At 59.1% G+C, this 24,125-nt stretch carries 23 protein-coding genes; 10 read left to right on the plus strand and 13 right to left on the minus strand.

Annotation, left to right across the window (positions count from 1 at the left end; genetic code table 11):
* The first annotated feature begins 14 nt into the window (after positions 1-14).
* Complete coding sequence (locus AC1ROR_RS02625; RefSeq protein ID WP_498588539.1) at positions 15-1,082, plus strand: HlyD family secretion protein; 1,068 nt, start codon at positions 15-17, stop codon at positions 1,080-1,082.
* Between the two features lie 250 nt (positions 1,083-1,332).
* On the opposite strand, the gene rplI is transcribed toward AC1ROR_RS02625, so the two are convergent.
* From rplI to AC1ROR_RS02655, 6 genes are all read right to left on the minus strand, one after another.
* Complete coding sequence (gene rplI, locus AC1ROR_RS02630; RefSeq protein WP_003496836.1) at positions 1,333-1,908, minus strand: 50S ribosomal protein L9; 576 nt, start codon at positions 1,906-1,908, stop codon at positions 1,333-1,335.
* 14 nt (positions 1,909-1,922) lie between these two features.
* The gene (locus AC1ROR_RS02635; protein ID WP_080834041.1) at positions 1,923-2,897 is read right to left on the minus strand and encodes a YybS family protein; all 975 of its coding nucleotides are present in this window, start codon (positions 2,895-2,897) and stop codon (positions 1,923-1,925) included.
* A gap of 189 nt (positions 2,898-3,086) precedes the next feature.
* Positions 3,087-3,335, minus strand: a complete 249-nt coding sequence (rpsR, locus tag AC1ROR_RS02640) for a 30S ribosomal protein S18 (protein ID WP_003502063.1) — start codon at positions 3,333-3,335, stop codon at positions 3,087-3,089.
* Positions 3,336-3,351: 16 nt separating this feature from the next.
* Positions 3,352-3,813, minus strand: coding sequence for a 30S ribosomal protein S6 (gene rpsF / locus AC1ROR_RS02645; RefSeq protein WP_003496829.1), 462 nt, complete (start codon positions 3,811-3,813; stop codon positions 3,352-3,354).
* 266 nt (positions 3,814-4,079) lie between these two features.
* On the minus strand, positions 4,080-4,715 hold the full coding sequence (locus tag AC1ROR_RS02650) for a DUF2272 domain-containing protein (protein ID WP_498588540.1): 636 nt from the start codon (positions 4,713-4,715) through the stop codon (positions 4,080-4,082).
* A gap of 169 nt (positions 4,716-4,884) precedes the next feature.
* Positions 4,885-5,928 carry an aldo/keto reductase gene (locus AC1ROR_RS02655; protein ID WP_080834043.1) on the minus strand — a complete coding sequence of 348 codons (1,044 nt, stop codon included), beginning with the start codon at positions 5,926-5,928 and terminating at the stop codon, positions 4,885-4,887.
* Positions 5,929-6,152: 224 nt separating this feature from the next.
* On the opposite strand from AC1ROR_RS02655, the gene fabD reads away from it, so the two are divergent.
* From fabD to gmk, 7 genes are all read left to right on the plus strand, one after another.
* Positions 6,153-7,097: an ACP S-malonyltransferase gene (gene fabD, locus AC1ROR_RS02660; RefSeq protein ID WP_498588541.1), complete on the plus strand. Its 945-nt coding sequence runs from the start codon at positions 6,153-6,155 to the stop codon at positions 7,095-7,097.
* Positions 7,098-7,198: 101 nt separating this feature from the next.
* Positions 7,199-7,936: a 3-oxoacyl-[acyl-carrier-protein] reductase gene (fabG, locus tag AC1ROR_RS02665; RefSeq protein ID WP_035217957.1), complete on the plus strand. Its 738-nt coding sequence runs from the start codon at positions 7,199-7,201 to the stop codon at positions 7,934-7,936.
* 349 nt (positions 7,937-8,285) lie between these two features.
* Positions 8,286-8,522 (plus strand): acyl carrier protein, encoded by a 237-nt coding sequence (locus AC1ROR_RS02670; protein WP_003502080.1) that lies wholly within the window; start codon positions 8,286-8,288, stop codon positions 8,520-8,522.
* Between the two features lie 248 nt (positions 8,523-8,770).
* Complete coding sequence (gene fabF / locus AC1ROR_RS02675) at positions 8,771-10,033, plus strand: beta-ketoacyl-ACP synthase II (RefSeq protein ID WP_142169827.1); 1,263 nt, start codon at positions 8,771-8,773, stop codon at positions 10,031-10,033.
* Between the two features lie 430 nt (positions 10,034-10,463).
* Positions 10,464-11,675: an endolytic transglycosylase MltG gene (gene mltG / locus AC1ROR_RS02680; RefSeq protein ID WP_035217954.1), complete on the plus strand. Its 1,212-nt coding sequence runs from the start codon at positions 10,464-10,466 to the stop codon at positions 11,673-11,675.
* Between the two features lie 65 nt (positions 11,676-11,740).
* Positions 11,741-12,628 (plus strand): YicC/YloC family endoribonuclease, encoded by an 888-nt coding sequence (locus AC1ROR_RS02685; protein ID WP_142169829.1) that lies wholly within the window; start codon positions 11,741-11,743, stop codon positions 12,626-12,628.
* 4 nt (positions 12,629-12,632) lie between these two features.
* Positions 12,633-13,295 (plus strand): guanylate kinase, encoded by a 663-nt coding sequence (gene gmk, locus AC1ROR_RS02690; protein ID WP_035217948.1) that lies wholly within the window; start codon positions 12,633-12,635, stop codon positions 13,293-13,295.
* 23 nt (positions 13,296-13,318) lie between these two features.
* On the opposite strand, the gene AC1ROR_RS02695 is transcribed toward gmk, so the two are convergent.
* The 7 genes from AC1ROR_RS02695 to AC1ROR_RS02725 form a co-directional block, all read right to left on the minus strand.
* Positions 13,319-13,942 carry an alpha/beta hydrolase gene (locus tag AC1ROR_RS02695; RefSeq protein ID WP_498588542.1) on the minus strand — a complete coding sequence of 208 codons (624 nt, stop codon included), beginning with the start codon at positions 13,940-13,942 and terminating at the stop codon, positions 13,319-13,321.
* Positions 13,943-14,005: 63 nt separating this feature from the next.
* The gene (rsmA, locus tag AC1ROR_RS02700; protein WP_035217944.1) at positions 14,006-14,836 is read right to left on the minus strand and encodes a 16S rRNA (adenine(1518)-N(6)/adenine(1519)-N(6))-dimethyltransferase RsmA; all 831 of its coding nucleotides are present in this window, start codon (positions 14,834-14,836) and stop codon (positions 14,006-14,008) included.
* Positions 14,836-15,858, minus strand: coding sequence for a 4-hydroxythreonine-4-phosphate dehydrogenase PdxA (pdxA, locus tag AC1ROR_RS02705; protein WP_498588543.1), 1,023 nt, complete (start codon positions 15,856-15,858; stop codon positions 14,836-14,838). Before pdxA ends, rsmA begins: the two co-directional genes overlap by 1 nt.
* A 19-nt stretch (positions 15,859-15,877) precedes the next feature.
* A complete protein-coding gene (locus AC1ROR_RS02710; RefSeq protein WP_035217940.1) occupies positions 15,878-16,825 on the minus strand; it encodes a SurA N-terminal domain-containing protein in 948 nt (315 codons plus the stop codon).
* A 297-nt stretch (positions 16,826-17,122) separates the two neighbouring features.
* Positions 17,123-19,504 (minus strand): LPS-assembly protein LptD, encoded by a 2,382-nt coding sequence (locus AC1ROR_RS02715; RefSeq protein ID WP_498588544.1) that lies wholly within the window; start codon positions 19,502-19,504, stop codon positions 17,123-17,125.
* Positions 19,504-20,592 carry an LPS export ABC transporter permease LptG gene (gene lptG / locus AC1ROR_RS02720; RefSeq protein ID WP_035217936.1) on the minus strand — a complete coding sequence of 363 codons (1,089 nt, stop codon included), beginning with the start codon at positions 20,590-20,592 and terminating at the stop codon, positions 19,504-19,506. Before lptG ends, AC1ROR_RS02715 begins: the two co-directional genes overlap by 1 nt.
* Complete coding sequence (locus AC1ROR_RS02725; RefSeq protein ID WP_035217934.1) at positions 20,589-21,758, minus strand: LptF/LptG family permease; 1,170 nt, start codon at positions 21,756-21,758, stop codon at positions 20,589-20,591. Before AC1ROR_RS02725 ends, lptG begins: the two co-directional genes overlap by 4 nt.
* 314 nt (positions 21,759-22,072) lie before the next feature.
* Between AC1ROR_RS02725 and AC1ROR_RS02730 the strand changes: the two genes are divergently transcribed.
* Together AC1ROR_RS02730 and AC1ROR_RS02735 are read left to right on the plus strand one after the other, a co-directional pair.
* The gene (locus AC1ROR_RS02730; protein ID WP_498589159.1) at positions 22,073-23,566 is read left to right on the plus strand and encodes a leucyl aminopeptidase; all 1,494 of its coding nucleotides are present in this window, start codon (positions 22,073-22,075) and stop codon (positions 23,564-23,566) included.
* A gap of 25 nt (positions 23,567-23,591) precedes the next feature.
* Positions 23,592-24,041 (plus strand): DNA polymerase III subunit chi, encoded by a 450-nt coding sequence (locus AC1ROR_RS02735; RefSeq protein WP_035217932.1) that lies wholly within the window; start codon positions 23,592-23,594, stop codon positions 24,039-24,041.
* Positions 24,042-24,125 lie beyond the last annotated feature (84 nt).

Raw genomic sequence — 24,125 nt, forward strand, 5'->3', positions numbered from 1 at the left:
CCAAGAGTGATACAATGCTGAAGAAGTTTTTTACCCCCGTTTCCATTCTCGTCCTGCTCGGCGGGCTCGCCGGCGTCGCACTGGTGCTTTACGCCTGGCGGCTGCCGCCGTTCCTCTCCACGGTCGAAATGACCGACAACGCCTTCGTGCGCGGTTACGTCACCACCATGAGCCCGCAGGTCAGCGGTTATGTCGTGGACGTGCCGGTGAAGGACTATCAGGAGGTCAAGAAGGGCACCTTGCTGGCGAAGATCGATGACCGCATCTATCGCCAGAAACAGGCGCAGGCGGCCGCCACGCTCGATACGCAGAAGGCGGCGCTCGACAATTCCCGTCAGCAGGAAAACGCCGCCAATGCCAATATCCTTTCCAGCCAGGCGGCTGTCGATGCCGCTGAGGCCTCTCTGAAGCAGGCGCAGCTTGCATCCGGCCGGCAGGATAATCTCATCAAGAGCGGTGTCGGAACCTCAAGCCTTCAGGAAGAGGCGCATGCCGCTCTTGAAAAGGCGCGCGCATCTCTGTCACAGGCGAAAGCGGCCCTCGAGGTCTCGCGGCAGGATCTGCAGACGATCATCGTCAATCGCAGTTCGCTGCAGGCGGCTGTCGCCAATGCCGAAGCTGCGGTGGAACTTGCGAAGATCGACCTCGACAATACGGAGATTCATGCGCCGGTAGATGGCAGGCTCGGTGAAATCGGCGTGCGCACCGGTCAATATGTCACGGCGGGAACACAATTGATGGCGGTCGTGCCGCATGATGTCTGGGTCATCGCCAATTTCAAGGAGACCCAGCTTTCCGGTATGCAGGTCGGCCAGCCGGTGACGATCTCGGTGGATGCCCTGCATCGTCGCAAGCTCAACGGCCGCGTCGAGCGGTTCTCGCCCGCCACGGGATCGGAATTCGCCGTCATCAAGCCGGACAACGCGACCGGCAATTTCGTGAAGATCGCCCAGCGTGTCGGCGTGCGCATCGCAATTGATGCAGATCAGCCGCTGGCGGCGGATCTGTCGCCGGGCATGTCGGTGGTCGTGCATGTGGATAAGAGCGTGGCGCCGGAGGGGGCGGAGACGGCGGCGAGGTAGTCGGTGCGGCAGGGAGCGCGTGGTTCACCCCCCCTCTGTCCTGCCGGACATCTCCCCCTCAAGGGGAGAGATCGATATGCCGCACTCGCTCGTTCCATAGGCAGGGTGCCGTCCGCTTGCCGATCTCCCCCCTTGAGGGGGAGATGCCCGGCAGGGCAGAGGGGGGTATCCAACGGCAAACTCCAACCCCAGAAACAAAAAACCCCGGATGTTTCCATCCGGGGTTTTTCTTCGGCCGCTAGGCCAAATCTTATTCGTCGTCGCCGTCGCGGTCTGCTTCCGGATCGAAGAAGTCTTCCGGACGCAGGGCGTCTTCGTCAACGCCGTAGATGGCGTCGGCGGAGGTGAGGCTTTCGCCCTTGGACTGACGCTCGGCTTCTTCGGCGGAACGGGCAACGTTCAGCTCGACCTGAAGCTCGACTTCGGCGTGCAGGTGCAGGGTGACGTTGTGCAGGCCGATGGTCTTGATCGGCGTGTTCAGTTCAACCTGGTTGCGGCCGATGTTGAAGCCTTCGGCAGCCAGGATTTCAACGACGTCGCGAGCAGCAACAGAGCCGTACAGCTGGCCGGTTTCGCCAGCCGAACGAACGACGATGAAGGACTTGCCTTCGAGTGCTTCGGCAACCTTCTGGGCTTCCGACTTGCGCTCGAGGTTACGGGCTTCAAGCGTTGCGCGCTCGGTTTCGAAACGGGTCTTGTTGGCGGCGTTGGCGCGCAGCGCCTTGCCCTGCGGCAGCAGGAAGTTACGGGCGTAACCGTCGCGAACCTTTACGGTTTCGCCCATCTGGCCGAGCTTGTTGATGCGTTCGAGAAGAATAACGTCCATCTTCTTGATCCTTTCTAGTTGTTGGTTTCGTTCGTATTGTCGGTTTTCCGTGCAGGCGTCAGCGAGATCGTGCTGCGCACGTCGCTCAAGCCGAGCACGAGAATGATGAACAGCGGAAAGACAAAGACCGCCGAGAGATAAGCGAGGATGAGAACCGGCAGACGCCAGTCCTTGCCGCGCGCTTTTTTATGCAGCGATGCATAACCTGCCATCAGGAAGCCCGCGCCGAAGGTGCCGCAGATGACGGCGCCAACCATGGCGGCGACGCCGCCGAAGAACATGGCCACGATGCCGGCCAGAAAAATGAAAATGGCGTTGCGGTGCATGCGCAGTGCGGAAGCAATGTCCTCACGCGGGCGGAGGCCCTTGCCGAAGGAACCGACCAGCCGGGTTGCGAAATAATAGGCCGCGAACAAAAGGATGACCCACAGGCCACCCTGAACGATCGGCAGCATCAGCACCAGCAGCGATTTTGTCTGGGCGAGCGCCTCGGCATTGGGCTCGAACAGTGGCTCGCGGTTCTGCACCGAGGTCATCATGATATCGACCATGCGGGCGACGAGATCAGGGCCGTAACCGATCATCCAGCCAAGAATGACGACGGCAACCGCAACCAGGAGGCAAAGATGCAGGACGATGCCGGAGAGCGGATACCAAGCAAGCAGATCATCCGGGCCGCCGAGTTCGGAGGCCGGGCGCGCCAGATTGGCGAGATGCGAAAGCCAGCCCGCCGGGATCAGCGTGAAGATCGCGATGGTCAGCGCAAACAGCGGCGACATGACAAGCGCGCCGATGATGGCCGTGGTGATGATCGCAACGACGGCGGCGCGGTTGCCCCAGCCCATGCCGGCGATGAAGATGGGCATGGCCGAGCCGGCATAGAGCAGGAAGGAAAAGGACGACTGTGCCGTTGCGCCAAGCGTTAGAAACGCGGCGCATATGCCGGCGAGAACGCCGGTGATCAGCACTGTCTGGTTCAACTTTTGCACTTCGCTGTCCTGCTGAAACTAAAGCAGTTAGAGGATCGCTCCTGAGAGCCTCATCCCCAACATGGGTTTTATGGTATCGATCCGCGCCCAACGCGGAAGGATTTGGAAGCCTTCAACCTACTGCTTAGAAGGCAGTAGCTTCAAAGGAGAAAGCGAGGCCGCGCCGAAACGCAGCCTCGCTTCAATTCATTACGCTACGACGTAAGGCAGCAGGCCGAGGAAACGGGCGCGCTTGATCGCCTGGGCGAGTTCGCGCTGCTTCTTCTGGGAAACGGCCGTGATGCGGGAAGGAACGATCTTGCCGCGCTCGGAAATGTAGCGCTGCAGGAGACGAACGTCCTTGTAGTCGATCTTCGGAGCGTTTGCGCCGGAGAAGGGGCACGTCTTGCGACGGCGGTGGAACGGGCGGCGTGCCTGGGAAGAGGATGCGTCAGCCATTGGTCAAAACTCCTTCTTATGCACGGTCTTCGCGCGGACGGCGCGGACGGTCTTCGCGGTCGCCGAAGCCACCTTCGCGCGGTGCGCGCGGGCCACGATCTTCACGCGGGCCACGGTCCGGACGGTCGCCGTCACGGCGCGGACGGTCGTCGCGATCGCGCTTCTGCATCATCGCGGACGGGCCTTCTTCGTGGGCTTCGACGGCGATGGTCATGTAGCGAAGAACGTCTTCGTTGATGCGCATCTGGCGCTCGACTTCATGGACTGCAGCCGCCGGAGCGTCGATGTCCATGAGAGCGTAGTGAGCCTTGCGGTTCTTCTTGATGCGGTAGGTGAGGGACTTCAGACCCCAGTTCTCGACGCGTCCGACTTTACCGCCGAACGATTCGATAACGCCCTTGTACTGCTCGACAAGTGCGTCGACCTGCTGGGCAGAAATATCCTGCCGGGCAAGGAAGATGTGTTCGTAAAGAGCCATTTAAGCTTTGCCTTTCTTGCGTTTCGTCCTTCACCCGGCAACGGCGCTAAGCCTCAACGACTGCTCTTGGGTAGGCGGTAAAGCCTTAAAGCAAGAAAAGCGTTGTTCGAGACGGTCGAGAGCGGAGACACGGGAGGCCGGAAAAACCTTATGGTTCCTGCTGTTTCGTCACCGAAACCAGCCCTCCGTTCAGCCACCAGCCAATTGGACCGGGTGTTGTGAACAGCGCGCTTATACGGATTTTTTGCATTTTGGCAATGGTTTTGTCAGTGAAGCGCGTTTTTCTTCAAAACGACGAACCATTTATGCGTGGTGTCGGCAATGTGGCCGCTTTCACTGAGTGGGATCGTTTTCTTCGTGACAGAGTCGAGAACGTTGAAGCCAATGACGTCGATTTCTCCGGGCCGTCTGGCAACGACAATATCGGTATGCGACTTATAGGTCCCGACTTTGTCGTAATATCCCTGGGCTTTTTGGAAGCTCACTTTCTCATAAGTATAGCCCACAATATCGCCCACATCCGGTGTCGCGCCGGGCTCTTTAAGGCGATACCCATGATAAAGGGCGTTTGTCGCGTTTTGCTGTCGCGCCTTTATGAAATGGCGAATCCAGACGGAATGGGCTTGCGCGAAGGGGAACTCTTTCTTGCTGAACTGTGCGGCATGAAAGACATATGAAATTCCGACGGCAGACCAGAAATACTCGTCGTTCATAATCTCGTCTTCAGTCGGTGTTCCGCCACCTACAGCATTGTAGTTTTTGATGACGTGCTTCGCGAATACGGGGTCATCATCTTTATGCCGGATGTTCTTGGCGCCAGTAGAAAGGTTCCATGTGGAATTGCCCCAATGGTTCCATTCGTTGCCAGCTATATTGAGAATGTCTGTGACCGTCTTCGCCATCGAACTCTCCCATTTGTAATATATTTTTTCGTTGAAAAATATCTATTCTATTCTGGATAAAAATCAAAAATTCACCGGAATATATATAAATATACGCCGGTGAAGATGATAATACAGAGTTTATTAAGTATTGAAAGCCGGTTTATTTTAATTTCGGCTTGAGGATAGTTCAGATCGGCATCGGATATTGCCGGTGGATCGCCGCGATCCCCTTCAGCACCTCGTCCGACAGCGTCACGTCGGCCGCCGCAATATCCACCTTCAGCTGCTCGATCGTTGTGGCGCCGATGATGGCCGAGGCCATGAAGGGGCGCGTGAGGCAGAAGGCGATGGCCAGCTTCGCCGGATCGATGCCATGCTGGGCCGCAAGCTCCAGATAGGCCTTGACCGGTGCTTCCTGAAACGGCTGCAGCCGACCGCCGAGGTCCTTGTTGATGGTGGCGCGCGAACCCGCCGGGCGTGCGCCGTTCTGGTATTTGCCCGTGAGCAGCCCCGCCGCCAGCGGCGAATAGGCGAGCAGGCCGACATCCTCGTGATGGGCGACTTCCGCCATGTCGAGATCGAAGCTGCGATAGAGCAGGTTATATTCGTTCTGGATGGTGGCGACGCGCGGCAAGCCGTGGGCCTCGGCGATGTCGATATATTTCTGCGTGCCCCAGGCGCTCTCGTTGGAAAGGCCGATGGCGCGGATCTTGCCGGCTTTCACCAGTTCGCCGAGCGTCTCGAGCTTCTCGGTGATTTCGGCGAGCGTGCGCTGCTTTTCCTGACCCGAGGCGTCGAAACTCCAGGCGCCGCGGAAATGATAGGTGCCGCGGTTCGGCCAGTGGATCTGGTAGAGGTCGATGTAATCGGTCTTCAGGCGCTTGAGGCTTGTATCTACCGCCTCGCGAATGGCTGCGGCGTCGATGTCGCGGCCGCCGCGAATATAGTCGCGACCGGAGCCGGCAACCTTGGTGGCGAGCACGACCTGGTCGCGCTTGCCGGTCTTTTCGAACCATGTGCCGATATAGTCTTCGGTGCGCCCCTGGGTTTCGGCGGAAACCGGCGTGGTGGGGTAAAGTTCGGCGGTATCGAAGAAATTGACGCCGTTCTCAACGGCATAATCCATCTGCGCATGCGCGTCGGCTTCGGTGTTCTGCGTGCCCCACGTCATCGTGCCAAGGCAAATTTCGGACACGGAAATACCCGTGCGGCCCAATAGTCTCTGTTTCATGGAAATGTCCCGGTACTTGGCGAGATGTTTTGAAAGGTGGCATGAAAGTAATGGGGAATTGCCGCAGTGCAAGAAAAAATATGATGAAAAGAATGCGGAAAATAGGTCGGCAAAACCCCGCGAGTGGGGCTGTCCGAGGGCTTCAAGCCTTGACTTCGCGGGCGGGAATGTGAATGGAAGTCCGAAAGAATAAAGGCAAGGCCAGACAAGAAGGACCACATCCCATGGGTATTGCATTCACATTTCCCGGTCAGGGGAGCCAGGCCGTCGGCATGGGCAAGGAACTCGCCGACACTTATGTCGAGGCGCGCGCCGTCTTCGAGGAAGTCGATGAGGCGCTTGGCCAGAAGCTTTCCGACATCATGTGGAATGGTCCGGAGGAAACGCTGACGCTGACGGCGAATGCCCAGCCGGCGCTCATGGCGGTGTCCATGGCGGTGATGCGGGTTCTGGAAGCACGCGGCCTGAAGCTCTCCGACGCCGTCTCTTATGTTGCGGGCCATTCGCTCGGTGAATATTCGGCGCTCTGTGCCGCCGGCACCTTCTCGATTGCAGACACCGCCCGTCTTCTTCGCATCCGCGGCAATGCCATGCAGGCCGCCGTGCCCGTTGGCGAGGGCGCCATGGCGGCGATCATCGGGCTGGAGCATGATGCGGTTTCGGCGATCTGCGGGGAGGCCGCCATTCTTGGCATCTGCCAGATCGCCAATGACAATGGCGGCGGCCAGCTGGTCATTTCCGGATCCAAGGCTGCGGTTGAAAAGGCTGCGGCCATCGCTTCCGAAAAGGGCGCCAAGCGCGCCATCATGCTGCCGGTTTCCGCGCCCTTCCACTCGGCGTTGATGGCGCCTGCCGCAGAAGCGATGCGCGAGGCGCTGGCGAGCGTCGAAAAGAACAACCCGGTCGTGCCGGTTATCGCCAATGTGCGCGCCGCTCCCGTTTCCGACGCCAATGAGATCGCCGCCTTGCTGGTTGAGCAGGTGACGGGCCAGGTGCGCTGGCGCGAAACGGTTGAATGGTTCGCCGCCAACAATGTGACGCAGCTTTACGAGATCGGCTCCGGCAAGGTGCTGACGGGCCTTGCCCGCCGCATCGACAAGACGGTGAACGGCGTGGCCGTCAACGGCGCTGCCGATATCGATCAGCTGCTTGCCACTCTCATCGGCTGAGAACAGGCTCACGCCCGTAACGGCTTTCTGTTTTACGATAATTCCCGATGCAAAACCGCTAAAAGGCTTTTTGCGGAATTGCTCTAAAGAAGGAACGGACCATGTTTGATCTGACAGGCCGCAAGGCTCTCGTAACCGGCGCGACCGGCGGCATCGGCGAAGAAATCGCCCGCCTTCTGCACAGCCAGGGTGCAACCGTCGGCCTGCACGGCACGCGCGTTGAAAAGCTCGAAGCGCTGGCGGCGGAACTTGGCGAGCGCGTCAAGATTTTCCCGGCTAACCTTGCCGACCGCGCCGAGGTCAAGGCGCTCGGCGAAAAGGCCGAAGCCGAGCTGGAAGGCGTCGATATCCTCGTCAACAATGCCGGCATCACCAAGGACGGCCTCTTCGTACGCATGAGCGACGAGGACTGGGACAATGTCATCGAAGTGAACCTGACGGCGATGTTCCGCCTGACGCGCGAACTGACGCATCCGATGATGCGCCGCCGTTTCGGCCGCATCATCAACATCACCTCCATCGTCGGCGTCACCGGCAATCCCGGTCAGGCCAACTATTGCGCCTCCAAGGCCGGCATGATCGGTTTTTCGAAGTCGTTGGCGCAGGAAATCGCCACCCGCAACGTCACCGTCAACTGCGTGGCGCCGGGCTTTATCGAAAGCGCCATGACCGGCAAGCTGAACGACAAGCAGAAAGACGCCATCATGGGCGCCATTCCCATGAAGCGCATGGGAACCGGTGCCGAAGTCGCTTCGGCCGTTCTTTATCTGGCTTCCAATGAAGCCGCCTACATGACCGGCCAGACCCTGCACGTCAACGGCGGCATGGCGATGATCTGACGGCGCTCAAGGCCGTCGTTAAAAGGATTGCGGCGCTGTTTAAGCACCTTCTTGGGTGCATGGCGTCGCAAGGCCCCGCCGGCCGGTTTCCGGCGAAATTGCCTGTCATACGCTGTGCTTAGCGCGTTTTCAGGCTTTTCGACCGGTTGAAACCGTGTTAAGCGGGCCAAGACTGTGAACAGTCGTCCCGGAGAGACAGGAAGCCGTTGCGATTTTGCGTGACGATGTCTAGCTTGGACCGGGTTGAACGGGTTTGCCCGCAGTGCCGGATTTGAACGGCGCATGAGGGCTCTAACAGGGCAGGGTGCCGCGAGGCATTCCCTTCAAAATAAAGGTCGAGGAAACCGACATGAGCGATATCGCAGAACGCGTAAAGAAAATTGTAATTGATCATCTTGGCGTTGACGCCGACAAGGTTGTTGAAGGCGCCAGCTTCATTGACGATCTGGGCGCTGATTCGCTCGATACCGTTGAACTGGTCATGGCTTTCGAAGAAGAATTCGGCGTCGAAATTCCCGACGACGCAGCTGACTCGATCCTGACTGTCGGCGACGCCGTCAAGTTCATCGAGAAGGCCCAGGCCTGATCGACCTTCGTGGGGAGGTGAAATACCCTCCCGTCTTGGCCCGGCTTGTCCGGGCCAATATTTTATCGTGAGACGGCACGCGCCGACAATGGTGCGCGTACTGGCTGATATCCGACCTTTCGACCGCAACCGGTCTGCGGCGGGTGTCATGCGAAAACTGAAAAATATTGCATCGTCGCTTGCGCCGCGTTCCATGGCGCCGGGCGCTGCAAAAGACCGATGATTTGGATAAGGGCGGAGCGTTGGCGATGAGGCGTGTCGTTATCACCGGTACCGGCATGGTATCTCCTCTTGGATGCGGAACGGAAGTGACCTGGGAGCGGCTGCTGGCCGGCCAGAACGGCGCCCGTCTCGTGACTGAATTCGAAGTCGAAGACTTGCCAGCCAAGATCGCCTGCCGCATTCCCGTCGGCGATGGCTCCAACGGCACCTTCAATGCCGATGACTGGATGGAAGTCAAAGAACAGCGCAAGATCGATCCGTTCATCCTTTATGGCGTGGCCGCCGCCGACATGGCGCTTGCCGATGCTGGCTGGCATCCCGAAACGGACGAGGACCAGATCGCGACAGGCGTTCTGATCGGTTCCGGCATTGGTGGTCTGGAAGGCATTGTCGAGGCGGGTTATACGCTGCGCGACAAGGGTCCGCGCCGCATTTCTCCATTCTTCATTCCCGGCCGTCTGATCAACCTCGTTTCCGGCCAGGTCTCCATCCGCCACAAGCTGCGCGGACCGAACCATGCCGTTGTGACGGCCTGCTCGACCGGCGCGCACGCCATTGGCGATGCCGCCCGGCTGATCGCTTTCGGCGATGCCGACGTCATGGTCGCGGGTGGCGCCGAATCGCCGGTCTGCCGCATTGCGCTTGCCGGTTTCGCCGCCTGCAAGGCGCTCTCCACCCAGCACAATGATGATCCGCAGAAGGCGTCCCGCCCCTATGACCGTGACCGTGACGGTTTCGTCATGGGCGAAGGTGCGGGCATCGTCGTTCTGGAAGAGCTGGAACATGCCAAGGCGCGCGGCGCGAAGATTTATGCCGAAGTCGTCGGTTATGGCCTTTCCGGTGACGCCTATCACATCACGGCTCCGTCCGAGGACGGCGAGGGTGCCTATCGCTGCATGGCGATGGCGCTGAAGCGCGCCGGCCTCACGCCTGATGATATCGACTATATCAACGCCCACGGTACCTCCACCATGGCCGACACGATCGAACTCGGCGCCGTCGAGCGGCTCGTGGGCGATTCGGCCCCGAAGATCTCGATGTCGTCGACCAAATCGGCCACTGGCCATCTTCTCGGTGCGGCGGGTGCGATCGAAGCCATTTTCGCCACGCTTGCGATCCGCGACAACATCGTACCGCCGACGTTGAACCTCGATAATCCCGATGTGGAAACGAAGATCGATCTGGTGCCGCACAAGGCGCGCAAGCGCCAGGTCAATGTGGCGCTCTCGAACTCCTTCGGTTTCGGCGGCACCAACGCCTCCCTCGTGCTGCGTCGTTACGAAGCCTAGACCATGTCTCCCAAAAATGCGCAGCGGTTTTGGGGTAAGGACATGCGGGGACCAGAAGATTAATCGCGGCGGTTCTTGCCGTCGCGGTTGCGACCCGGTGCCGCAGACCGTTTCAAGCGGGTGCGGCTCCTTCCCGCCGGGCGCATGAGGCGCGCTCTTTCATTTGAAGAACGCATTGCGGCCTGCGAAAGCCATTTCGATTTTCGCGCCGATATTGTAGTCGTTTATGGAAAGTTGGTTGCCGTTTCAGGGTGATCTGCCGCTGCAAACAGCTTCCCTTGACCGGCTTTGTCCGAAACGACGATTCGTGAAGTAAGACAAAGACGACTTCACGATATCTCTATGTGGTGCAGGAAGACATTCCGAACCTGTTTTTGCCGCATTACCTGCGCAAAAAGCGCTGACAACGCCGAACTGAAAAGGACCGACGGTGAGCGACACGAACCAGAACAGCCAGGGACAAAACGGTGCGGGCGAAGGCAATCGCGGCCCGATCATTCCGAAATCCCCGACGGAAGCGCTGCGGCCGGAAAAGGTGCCGGCACCGCCGAAGCGCTCCCGCAAGGCCCATGGCCAGCTGGTGATCTTCCTGAATTTCCTGATGACGCTTGCGGTTGCCGTCTGCGTTCTGGCCATTGCAGCCTTCTATTACATGATAAATGCGTTCCAGGAGCCAGGCCCGCTGCAGACGAACACGCATTTCACGGTGCGCAATGGCGCCGGTCTCATCGAGATCGCCAATAATCTCGAGCGTAACGATGTCGTCTCGAACGCCCGTGTCTTCCGCCTGATGACCGGCAGCTACCTGCAAAAGGACCAGACCCTTAAGGCGGGTGAATACGAGATCAAGGCCGGCGCATCGATGAAAGACATCATGATGCTGCTGGAATCCGGCAAGTCGATTCTTTACTCCGTTTCCCTTCCCGAAGGCCTCACCGTCAAGCAGATGTTCGCGCGTCTTGGAGCGGATGAAGTGCTGGACGGCGAATTGCCTTCGGCCCTGCCGCCGGAAGGCAGCCTGCGCCCCGATACCTACCGCTTCACCCGCGGCACCAAGCGCGAGGAAATCATCAACCAGATGAGTGCCGCGCAGGACAAGCTGATCGATATGATCTGGGAGCGTCGCGACCCCGATTTGCCAATCAAGACGGTCGAAGAATTCGTGACGCTCGCCTCTATTGTGGAAAAGGAAACCGGCAAGGATGACGAGCGGGCCCATGTCGCTTCGGTCTTCTACAATCGTCTGAAGAAGGGCATGCGCCTGCAATCCGACCCGACGATCATCTATGGTCTGTTCGGCGGTGACGGCAAGCCGTCCGACAGGCCGATCTACCAGTCGGACCTACAGAAGCAGACGCCGTTCAATACCTATGTTATCAAGGGCTTGCCACCGTCTCCCATCGCCAATCCGGGACGTGCCGCACTTGAGGCTGTCGCCAATCCATGGCGCACCGACGACCTTTATTTCGTGGCTGATGGCACGGGCGGTCACGTCTTTGCCAAGACGCTGGACGAGCACAACGCCAATGTGCGCCGCTGGCGTAAGATCGAAGCGGAAAAGGCGGCCGCCGGCGCCAATCCCGATGTTGCCGTGGATGGTCAGCCCGGCGGCGCAGAGGCGGAAAAACCCGCTAACAACTGATAATCCTGACCGGGCCCTGTGATCGCAAGGCCCGGTTTTTAAGGCATGATGGGGGCTTTCTGACGATGACATTGCAATCGATGACCGGCTTCGCGCGCAGCGAGGGAACATCCGGTCGTTACCGCTGGGCGTGGGAGCTGCGTTCGGTCAATGGCAAGGGTCTGGATATGCGCCTGCGTCTGCCGACCGGTCTGGAAGCGCTGGAAACGAGCCTGCGGGAGATCGCCGGTGCGCATCTGTCCCGTGGCAATATCCAGGCGGGATTGACGCTGTCTATTGCGGAAAACCGGCTGGAAGCGGTGATCAACCGCGATGCCCTTGCGGCGGTTCTCGCCCTGAAGAAAGAGCTTGGTGATGTCGTTGACGACAAGCCATTGAGCTTCGATACGTTGCTGTCGCTGCGCGGTCTGGTCGATTTTCGCGAGGCGGAAGATGACGCCGAGGCGCAGGCGGCGCGCAACAGTGATGTACTTGCCGGTTTTGCCGCCGCCGTCGAAAAGCTGAAGGACATGCGCGAGCGGGAAGGTGCGTCCCTGTTTGCCATCCTCTCCGGCCATATCGACAGGATCGAACAGCTTGCCGCCATCATTGAAAACGATCCTTCCCGCCAGCCCGAACAGATCGCCGCACGGCTTGCCCAGCAGATCGCCCTGATCGGCGAGGGCATGCATGGGCTTGATCGTGACCGTCTTCACGCGGAGGCGGCGCTGATCGCCACCAAGGCCGATCTGCGTGAAGAGATCGACCGGCTGCATTCCCATGTACAGGCATCACGCGAGCTTTTGAAAAATGGCGGGCCTGTCGGCCGCAAGCTCGATTTTCTTGCACAGGAATTTAACCGCGAGTCGAATACAATCTGTTCCAAATCGAACGCCAGTGCGGTAACCGCAGCAGGCATAGAGCTGAAAGTGGTTATCGACCAGTTCCGCGAGCAGGTCCAAAATCTGGAGTAGACCCATGGTCCCGATGAACGATTCCCCCGTCACGATTGCCCGTCGAGGGCTGATGCTGGTGATTTCGTCGCCATCGGGCGCAGGCAAATCCACGATCGCCCGCAACCTGCTCGAAAAGGACAAGAATATCAGCCTGTCCGTCAGCGTCACCACGCGCGCGCGCCGTCATAGCGAGATAGAAGGCATCCACTACCACTTCATCTCCAAGCGCGATTTTGAGCGCATGCGCGATAACGAAGAACTGCTGGAGTGGGCGGAAGTTCACGGCAATTTTTACGGCACGCCGCGCGAGCCGGTGGAAGTGGCAATGGCTGCCGGACGCGACATGCTGTTCGATATCGACTGGCAGGGTGCCGAACAGCTGCAGGACAAGATGAAGGCGGATGTCGTGTCCATCTTCATCCTGCCGCCGACCATGACAGAGCTGCAATCGCGCCTGCACCGCCGCGCCGAAGATACCGAAGAAGTGATAAAGACCCGGCTCCTCAATTCTCGCTCCGAAATAGAGCACTGGCGCGATTATGACTATGTCATCCTCAATGATGACCTGCAGGCCGCCTTCGAGGCGATTGAGGCGATCGTCAAGGCCGAACGCGTCCGCCGCGACCGCCGCCACGGCATGTTCGATTTCGTGCGCGCATTGCTGGAGGAAGAGCCGCAGCTCTGATCGCTGCGCTCAGGCTGCGATACCTAGCTTGTTTTATGGTCACATAGCCATTGGCGGGACAGGCGTTCATCCGCCGCATCTGGCGCCCAGCCATGACCCGTGGTGATCGTCTCCAGCACAACATTGGCCCCTGCTTTTTCAAGCTGATCTGCCAGATACGGCGCGTCCGCAGGATGTCGCCGCTCGTCATGGGTGCCCGCAAGCAGAAGCGTGGGATATCCGGTCAGGGCCGGAAAATGCTGGCCATGCCGCGGCGATAGCGGTCGAAGCAGAATGGCGCCTCTCGACAGACGGTGATTTTGATAAAGCGTTTCAGCCGCGATGATCGCCCCGTTCGAATATCCAACGAGGAAGGGACGCTCTCCCGTCTTCTGAAACACGACGTCGACGAACCGACAAAGGCTCTCGGCCTGATGTTTCAGATCGTCGAGATCCAGCCGCCTGTCGGGCGTCCTGCGGAAAAATGCGAACCCGTCTTCCCAGGGGATCGCGCCTCTCGGTGCAAAGAGAATTCCATTGGGAAAGACAGAGCGGCCAAACGAAACAAGATCATCTTCCGTCCGGCCTGAACCGTGCAGTAACACGACCGCGCAATCAGGATCGCTGGCAGGAGGGTCGAGCTTGTAGCGAAAGCCGGCATTCTCCATGCGCTCGTCCCTCTATTCGACTTCCTTGCCGCGTATCGCCAACGCGTCGCATGGCATTGGAATTTACAGGCTATTCGCCAATATCACGAATTCCTCGACCGACAGCGTTTCCGCCCGGCGTGTGGGATCAATACCCGCCTTTTCCAGCAGCGCCTCGCCACCAAGACTTTTTACGCTCTGGCGCAGCATCTTGCGACGCTGGCCGAAGGCGGCCTCGGTTACCTTTTCGAGCTTTGCGACATCGCAGGGAAGCGGCTTTTCCTTCGGCAGCAGGTGCACAACGGTAGAAGTGACCTTTGGCGGCGGGCTGAAGGCCTGCGGCGGAACGTCGAAGGCCATTTCCGATACCGTGCGCCAGCCGGCGAGAACGCCGAGGCGGCCATAATGGTTGTCGCCTTCTTCCGCCACGATGCGCTGGCCGACTTCCTTCTGGAACATCAGCGTCATGGAAAGCCAGAAGGGCGGCCATTCTTTCGGCAGAAGCCAGTTGACGAGCAGTTGCGTTCCGACATTGTAAGGCAGATTGGCGATGATCCGCACGGGTTCGCCGGCAGGAACCATCGTCTCGAAATCGGTCTTGAGGGCATCGCCTTCGATCACCTCGAGGCGTCCGGGATAATGCGCTTCGATTTCGGCAAGCGCCGGCAGGCAGCGGCTGTCACGTTCGACGGCAATGACCTTCTTGGCGCCGAGCGAAAGAATGGCGCGGGTGAGGCCGCCCGGGCCGGGGCCGACCTCGATGACCGTCACGCCCTCAAGCGGCCCTGCCGTTCTGGCGATCTTCTGGGTGAGGTTGAGATCGAACAGGAAATTCTGCCCAAGCGATTTCTTCGCATCCAGTCCATGCCGCTGGATGACATCGCGCAGCGGCGGCAGTCCGTCTATGGCCGCCATTATGCGCTGACCTGGCTGCGGGCGGAAATCTCCGCCGCCATCTTCAGTGCCGCGACCAGGCTCGCCTCATTGGCAATACCCTGACCGGCAATGCCGAAGGCTGTGCCATGGTCGGGCGAGGTGCGGATGAAGGGCAGGCCGAGCGTGACATTGACGGAATCGTCAAAGCCGAGCGCCTTGGCCGGAATGAGCGCCTGATCATGATACATGCACACGGCGACATCATAGCGCCGGCGGGCGGCATCGTGGAACATCGTATCGGCGGGCAGGGGGCCGAAAGCATCGATCCCGTCCTTCCGCAACCGAATGGTCGCGGGATGAACCACGTCGCGATCCTCGGTGCCGAGCGCACCATCCTCGCCCGCATGCGGATTGAGCCCGGCAACCGCCAGACGCGGCGCCTCGATGCCGAATTTCTGCCGGAGGTCCGCATCGATGATTCGGCAGGTCGTGACGATAAGCTCTTCGGTCAGCGCCACCGGCACGTCTTTGACCGGAATATGGATCGTCACCGGCACGACACGGACCTTGGGTCCGGCGATCATCATGACCGGTGTCACCTGCCTGCCGGTAAGACGCAAGGCAAGATCGGCGAGAAATTCCGTATGGCCGGGGAAACCGAAACCCGCCTCGTAAAGCACGGACTTGGCAATCGGATTGGTCACCACGGCTGAAGCCTTGCCCTCGACCGTCAGGGAAACGGCGGTCTCGATGGCCTTGATCGTTGCATGGGCCGCACCGACATGCGGCTGGCCTGCCTGAACCTCGAAGCCGACGGGAAGAGGAAGCACGGGAAAAGCGTCATCGAACAGGCTGACGGCATTCGCCGCATCGCAGGTCTCGATGTTGACCGGGATGCCGATCAGCGCCGCGCGGCTCGCCACCACATCCGGATCGCCGATGAAGACGAAGGGCGCTACGCCGTTTTCCCGACGCCTGGCCCAGGCGGTGATGGCGATATCGGGGCCGATACCGGCTGGGTCTCCCTGTGTCAGGGCAAGCGGCAGGGATGCATGTGTCACGGAAAGACCGGCTCTCGTATCAGGTGTTGACGATCTGCGCCTTCTTGCGCAGCTCATCCATATATTTCTTTTCGTTCGGGTTCTCGCCTTCCTTGGCCTTCATCAGGTCTTCGGACTTGAACACCATTTCCGCAGCATAATCGTCTGAAACCTGACGCTGCTTGCAGATCGCCAGATATTCGACGCCCTTTTCGGTCACGCGCGTGCCGGTAGTGCCGCCTTCCTTGGTTTTTTCCACCAGCGCCTTCCAGTCTTCCGGCAGTTCGGGCGCAAGAATACGTCCAAGATCCTTGATCGCCACGTCCCGCATGGTCGCAGCGAAGGTCATGGCCTGGTCGCAGCCGGGATAACGCTTGCGCGAGGCTTCGGCTTCGGACTTGCGCTTGCCGGTGATGGAGTTGCGCTTTGATTCCGGGATGACGAAGATCACCTGCTGCAGGAAATATTCCGTTGTGACCGGCTTGTCGCCACGTTCCTTCAGACGGGTGACGAGATCCTGCGTCGACATCTTGCCGCGTGCACCGTAGCGGGCATTGACGAGGCGCGGCCAGCTCATCTGGACGGCAATGAAGGATTTGAAATGGTCGGCGCCGACGCCAGCCTGCGACAGCACCTTGGTCAATTGCTGCGGGGTCATCTTGTTGTTGCCGGCAAAACGCGCAAAAGCGGCATCGACGTCTTCGGTGCTGACCGACATTTTCACGCGGCCGATTTCCTCGCGTTTCAGCGCCTCGTCGACGAGCTGCTCACGGGCTTTTTCGTTGAGATTGCCGGACTGGCGCTGCAGCTTCAGGAAGGCGACGCGCTTGGCAATATCGTCATTGGTAATCGGGGTCTTGTTGACGACGATCTTGACGGTGTTATCGGCGAAGGCCTGGCCGGCATAGGGCACAGCGACCATGGGAACGGCGAATATCGCAAAGGCAAAAGCAGCGCCACGCAAAGCCGTCTTTCCGAAATTCATCATGTCCTTCTCCCTTTCGTCGGTCAGGGTCCTGTTTCCCGTCCCGCCAATCTGTTCTGTCTGACGATGGGGTAATTCTGCACCCCGGCCTTTCAGACCTGCACCTGTGCATCCGCACCGCGAATTTGCCACGTATATACCATCGTGATCCGCAAAACGGCAATGTGTCGGTTGTTGAAAGAAAACCCGATATGGTCTTATGCCAAGCCGACACTGGCGTGTTGTTGCGGCAAAACCGTGACTTTTACTGGCCAAATGGCAAAAAGGCAGACCGCAATGCTGTGCGATCTGCCTTTAAACTCAGTAATTGTTCGGCTTCCAGCCGATATCCATATCGGCCCAGTCTTCGTTTGCAGAGCCGATGCTGACATCGCCAAGCGTACGGAAAGCCAGGCGGGCATTGATCGACCAGTCATTGGCGGCCTGCCGGCTGGAATTGATATTGCCCTCGTCGGAATAGCTGACCGTCAGGATCGTGCACTCATCCTGATAGGCAATGCCGATGCGGCGTTCAGCGGCAAACTTTCCGTTCAGATCGTAATTGATCGAGCCGAACAGCGACCAGTTGTCGTCCATGCGCAATGTGCCTGACGCCTGGATGATATCGCGGTCTTCGTTATAGCCATATTTCGGCTGCGCCTTGACCTGCGTATAGCTGAGCTTGCCGGTGAGGCGGCGGTCCGAATAGCTGATGCCCGTCTCCGACCGGTTGATGTCGAGATCGTCCTTGTCGAGACGCAGGCTCGACGACAGCGAAAGGCCGATCGGCGCATCGAAAGCCGCCATGGCGACGTAATCCGAACGGTCGGATTCAAGGCCCGAATTGGCGCCTGCATTGACGAGATCGTAGGAAGCGAAGGAATTGTCGCCTGCCAGATGGAAGGACTGGCCGGCAATGGCGCGAACGCCGTAGCCATTGTCGAAGGTGCCGTTATAGCGGAAGCCGATATTGGCGCGCGTGCCGCCTTCGATCCGGTCGAAACCGGAGAACTTGTCGCGCTCGAACAGGTTGGTCGCGTCAAACACGAAGGCCTGCGCATCCTCGTTGGGAAGCCGGCCGGCATATTGCTCATTCGGACGCACGAAGATCTGCGCGATCGGTTCGATCACGTGGCTGCTGTTGAGCGCCGTGAAGAGCCACGGATAACGCACTTCCAGACCACCGGTGACCATGCCGCGAAACGCTGCGTCGTCATGCATCATGCCCTGATAGGCATAGGATGTGCCGCCGGAGGTGAAGCTTGCCGGCGACATGTCTGTCCACATCGCATCACCGCGTGCGGCCAGAATTGGCGTGATCTGCAGGCCGCTATCCATCGTGAAGGTGCGTTTCCACTCGGCTTCGGTGGAAAGACGCGTGTAATCACCTTCAAGCCCGTTGAAGCGTGAATAGCCTCCAAGCGCGTAGGCATCCTGTTTGAGACGGGTGATGCTCGTCAGGTTGGTCGTCAGCGAAAGTTCGCCGCCATAGATCGGATCCGGCACGAAATAGCGGTAGTCGACGACCGGATGAACGATCGCCTGCTTGCGCTCCAGGGATTCGGTATTGTCCGTATCCTGAACATTAAAATAGTAGCCGCGTGCGTCGAAGCTGTTCCGCTCACCCGTGCCCGTCAAATAAATCTGATTGGTCTGAACGTCGTTCTTGTAACCCTTCAGCCCGTAAGTGCGCGAAAAGTTATTGTCGGTCTGCACCATTGCATCCCAGCCGAATGCCCAGCGGGGATTGATGGTGAAATCACCCTTGCTGGCGATCATGCCACGATTATCGTTGAGCGCGTCGCTGGTTCCGGCCGTGAAAGTATCGGACTTCTGCTGGCTGATGCCGGCAATCGTGAGCGTGTGCATGCCGGTTTCGAAACGCTGGCGCAATTCCGCCTGCAGAAGCAGACCCTGCGTCGTGTAATAGGTCGGCGTGACGGTCACATCCGATGTGTCGGAAAGGACCTGGAAATAGGGCACGCCGATGCCGAAACCGAGATTGTCGGTGATGCTCATCTGCGGGAACAGGAAGCCGGACTTGCGCTTCACCGTATTATCGGGAACCGTCAGGAACGGCACATAGGCGATCGAATGGCCAAAAAGCTGCAGGCGCGCCTTTTCGAGCCGGATCGTATGGGTCTTGCCATCCTGAACGACGCGCTCGGCCTTGACCTGCCACAGCGGCGCCTTTTCAGGCTTGGCGGCGCAAGGCAGACAGGCCGTATAGACGCCGTTGTTGAGGACCATCAGATCGCCTTCGAGGCGCTCGGCGCTTTCGCCCGCGATACGGGTATTGTCCGGGGTCTCGACACGCAACGCATTGACGAAGCCCTGACCGAAATCGTCAGTAACATCCATCTCGTCGGCATAAATCTTGTTACCGCCCGGCTCGATCAATTCGATGTTGCCATGGGCGATCACGCGGCCGGTCTGCTGATTATATTCCACTTGCTGGGCCACCATGCGGTAGCCCGAATACTTCATGCGAACCACGCCCTTCGCGATCACGCGCTGGGAATCGCGATTATAGGTCAGTTCATTTGCTGTAAGCAGGAGTTTCGAATCGTCTTGGCTTGCCGACGCGAGCAATCCATCCTGGCCGAAAGCGACCGGGCTGGATGCCAAATACGCGCACACAGCGGCACCTGTCAGAAGGGCCGTCCAAAGCCGCCTGATATTCCCGCGGTCATATACCGCCACTAGCCGTCCTCCTGATGAAGCAGAATGGTTGCCCCCAAAGCCAACGCCACGATAACTGGAACCCAGACCGCGACGGTGGGAGGGACAACACCACCACTCCCGAATGCCCTTACGAGCACGGTTACTACATAAAGCACGAAGCCGGAAACGATTCCACCCAGAATCACGGAGCGCGACTGGGCGAAGCGGCTGAACTTTAATGAAACGGTCGCGGCGATCAAGGTCATCGCAACCAGAAGCAGGGGCGTCGATAGCAGGAAATGATACTGCGTCTCAAGCGCCTTTGAAGATAGTCCAAAAGACTTTGCAACTTCGATCTTGTGAGAAAGGTCAAAGAAAGCAACGGTTTCCGTCTGTGTCATCCGTTCCTGGACGAATTCCCGTCTCAGATTGGTACTGATCCGCACGCTCTCTTGCCGAACTGGCACATGCCCGGCGCGCGTTTCCGTAACGCCGTTAAGAAGCCAGTAACCATCTTCCAACTTTGCCGACTTGGCATCCTGCCGCGAGACGATGTTTCCGTCCTTGTCGAGGTGGATGAGAACCACGTCGAGAAGCAGGGTTCCGTTGTCCTCGAAGCTCTTGGCGCCGATGATCGTGTCCTGGCCGCCGCTTGCCTGGCGCATCCACGGAACGATCTCCTGCTGGCGTCCGCCATTGGCTTCGTTGCGCAGGCCCGCCTCCATCGCCAGCGACCGGTTCTGGCCCCAGGCGGCAATGGGATTGAGGACGACGACGGACAGAATGCCGATCAGGACAGAGCCGAGGACGAAGGGAAGGATGAATTGCCAGGCGGAAATGCCGGCCGCGCGCGTGACAACCAACTCGTAACGCCGGTTGAGCGAGATCAGCGTCGTCATGCCGACGAAGAGCGCAATGAAGGGAACGGTCTGCTGCAGGATAAGCGGCAGGCGAAGCGCGGTCAGGCCAAGTGCTGCCGGAACGGTATAGCCGGGCAGGCCGGACATGCGCCTAGCCGTTTCGCTGAAGTCGGCAAGATAGATGATCGACGATACACCGAGCACGAACCAGACGGCCGTCATCAGATATCGTTTCAGGAAATAGCGGGCCAGCGTGTTGAAAATCATGCGTTACCGCTCCCCGAGCTTCGTGCCAGCCGGCTGGAGAAAAGACGGCGCAGACGACCGGCCGCATCGGCGATGACCTTCGGCATTTTCGGCTTGCGGCCCGTGATGAGAATGAAGGCGGCAGCGGCGCCGCTGAGACCCGGCACGGCATAGACCAGCGGAATGAAGGCCGCGCTCTGCTTGACCTGATTGGTAACATAAAAGCCCAGCCAGCGAAGCATGAATGCCGTCACCAGCGCAGCGACCATCGGATGCATGCGCGCCTCGCGATGCGAACGGGCATCGGCGGCGATGACCAGCGAGATCAGCGCGAAAGCGAATGCGAACATCCAGTCCGACAGCCGCTTGTGCAATTCACTGCGGAAGTTCTCCGGTGATCGCTTGTAACTCGCATTGTTTTCGTCGGGCGAGAGAAGGAAGCCGAGGCTCGCATCGCCGGGAGAAAGCGAGGGTTCCGAATCCTGCTTTTCCGACATCGTCGAAAGATCGAAGGCATAGGACAGGAACTTGACGATCGAGACCTTGCCGTCCGGCGTCTTCTGCTGCACTTCGCCGTCGCGCATGGTCAGCGATGTACCGCTTTCATCGATCATGCCTTCCTTGGCGTAATAGATGAGGTCGAAATTCGGATCGCGACGGTCGGCGACGAACAGGCCTTTGAGGATACGGCCCTGGCGCTGGGCGATCTGCACGTAAAGGCCGTCCTGAATGGTGCGGAAGGTCTTTTCCTCGATCACCGAGGACAGGAGGTCGGCATAGGCCGCGGCCACCATCTGCCGTGCGGAGCTTCGTGCAGGCGGCTCGATAAAATTGGTGATGGTAAAGGAAAGCGCGCTGAGAACGGCGGCCAGAATGAGAACCGGGCGAAACATGATCGAACGCGGCGCGCCTGCCGCATCGATGATGGCAAGCTCGGAATCATTGTTCATCGCCGTGAATATCTGGGTGATGCCGATGACGAGGGCGAAAGGCAGGACAACGGGGATCAGCGTCGGGAGAATCATCGTCGCGAGCGCCATGAAGGAGCCCATCGACTGGCCGGTATCGGTGACGAGATTGATTCTCTGGAGAACCTGGATGGTCCATATGATCGCGAGCACTGGCAGCAGCGCGACCAGAAACATCTGCGTTGTCCGCCGCAGGATATAGTTCTCGAGAAGCTTCATACGGCCCTGTTCGACATTGTTTTCCCGTGCGATCGCCCGCCGGATTTCCGCTTATCTAATCGCATCATTTGCAATTGGCTATTCCGGCATGCTCACAAATATGTTTTGCGCGACGATTTTTCCGCAGCCTGTGTCTTTTTGTGGAACAAGCTGTCGGTTTCATGACGTGACCGTGCATTCCACAAAAATACCTTTCCTTTAAAGAATATGGATCTTTAAAGAAGCCAGGCCTTTAAAAATGCGGGGTTGCGCCACGGGCCGAAAAGGCCATGATCAGACGCATCACGCCAGTCGTCCACGAAGAGCAGGAAAACATGTCCGCCAAATTCGATATTTCTTTCGCCAATTCCGCCTCGCTTGAAAACGCCCTTGCCGTTACGCTGCAGGCGTCGGGTGACGCACAGGCTGCTGCCGGCGCATCCGAAGCCGATCCGGGCGGCGTGATTGCCCGGGCGGCAAAGATTTCGGGCTTTTCCGCAAAATCGATGGCAACGCTCGATGTGATCGCGCCGCAGGGCTCGAGCGCCGACCGGCTTCTCGTCATCGGTCTCGGCAAGCCCGCGAAACTGGTCGCGCATGACTGGCTGCGCGCAGGCGGCACCGCCGCCGCCAACTTCAAAAAGGCCGACAAGGTTGCGATCTACCTCGATGCTCCGGGCGTCGAGGTTGGCGCGCAGGCGGCTGCGGATTTCGCGCTTGGCATTCTTTTGCGCGCCTACAGCTTCGATGCCTATAAGACCAAGAAGAAATCCGACGACGAAAAGACCCCGAAGAAAGTCGAAGTCGTCATCGTCACGGCCGCCCATCAGGAAGCGGAAAAGGCCTTTGCCGTGTCCGAAGCCGTTGCTGGCGGCGTGATTCTGGCGCGCGACCTCGTCAACCTGCCGCCGAACGTTCTCGGCCCGGTTGAGTTTGCCGAAAAGGCGGAAGAACTGCGCAAGCTTGGTGTCGAAGTCGAAATTCTCGGCGAGAAGGAATTGAAGAAGCTCGGCATGAACGCGCTTCTCGGTGTGGCGCAGGGCTCTGCGCGTCCGCCCCGTCTTGCGGTCATGCAGTGGAACGGCGGCTCCAAGAAGGACGAGCCTATCGCCTTTGTCGGCAAGGGCGTCGTTTTCGATACCGGCGGCATTTCGCTGAAGCCCGGTCTCAACATGGAAGATATGAAGGGCGACATGGGTGGCGCTGCCGCCGTCACAGGCCTCATGCATGCGCTTGCGGCCCGCAAGGCGAAGGCGAATGTGATCGGTGTGATCGGTCTCGTCGAAAACATGCCTGATGGTAACGCTCAACGGCCCGGCGACATTGTCACCTCCATGTCCGGCCAGACCATCGAGATCATCAATACCGATGCCGAAGGCCGTTTGGTTCTGGCCGATGCGCTCTGGTATACCAAGGAGCAGTTCAAGCCGAAATTCATGATCAACCTCGCCACCTTGACAGGCGCGATCACGGTTGCGCTCGGCAATCTTCAGGCCGGCCTTTTCTCCAATGATGACGAGCTTGCAACGCGCCTTGCGCAGGCAGGCGAGGTCACGGCGGAAAAACTGTGGCGCATGCCGCTCGGCAAGGATTACGACAAGATCATCGATTCCAAGTTCGCGGACATGAAGAACAGCTCGGGTCGTCTGGCTGGCTCCGTCACCGCCGCGCAGTTCCTCAAGCGCTTCGTGGGCGAAACGCCATGGGCGCATCTCGACATCGCCGGTACCGCCATGGGATCGCCGCTGACGGAGATCAACCAGTCCTGGGGATCGGGTTATGGCGTGCGTCTGCTGAACGAGCTCGTTCGCGCCCATTACGAAGATTGAAGCGAGCGGAGCGGTACGTCTGCGGATGACTGAAATTCTGTTCTACCATCTGACGGAATCGAAGCTGGAGGATGCGCTGCCGCCTTTGCTCGAGAAATCGCTGGAACGCGGCTGGAAGGTCGCGATCCAGACGGTGGACGAGGAGCGGCGCGATTTCCTCGACACCCATCTCTGGACCTTCCGTGACGACAGTTTTCTGCCGCACGCGACGGACAGCTCATCCGCAGCACAAAGCCAGCCGATTCTTTTGACGGCGTCTGTCGGCAACGCCAACGGGGCGAGCGTGCGTTTTCTGGTCGACGGCGCCGAACCGCCGGCGGTGGAGGCCTATGAGCGCATCGTTTTCATGTTCGACGGATATGATGCCTATCAACTCGAAATGGCGAGAAATCACTGGAAAAGGCTGAAGACCGAAGGTCATGCTTTGACTTATTGGCAGCAATCGCCGGAGGGGCGCTGGCAGAAGAAGGCCTGATCGCGTGGCATCGGGTTTCCGCGCAATTGGTTCCATATGCAAACAGACCGGCGAAAATTCGCATGTGGCGTCAACTGCCGGTTT

Source organism: Agrobacterium sp. GW821-FHT14E08 (genome assembly GCF_058803865.1).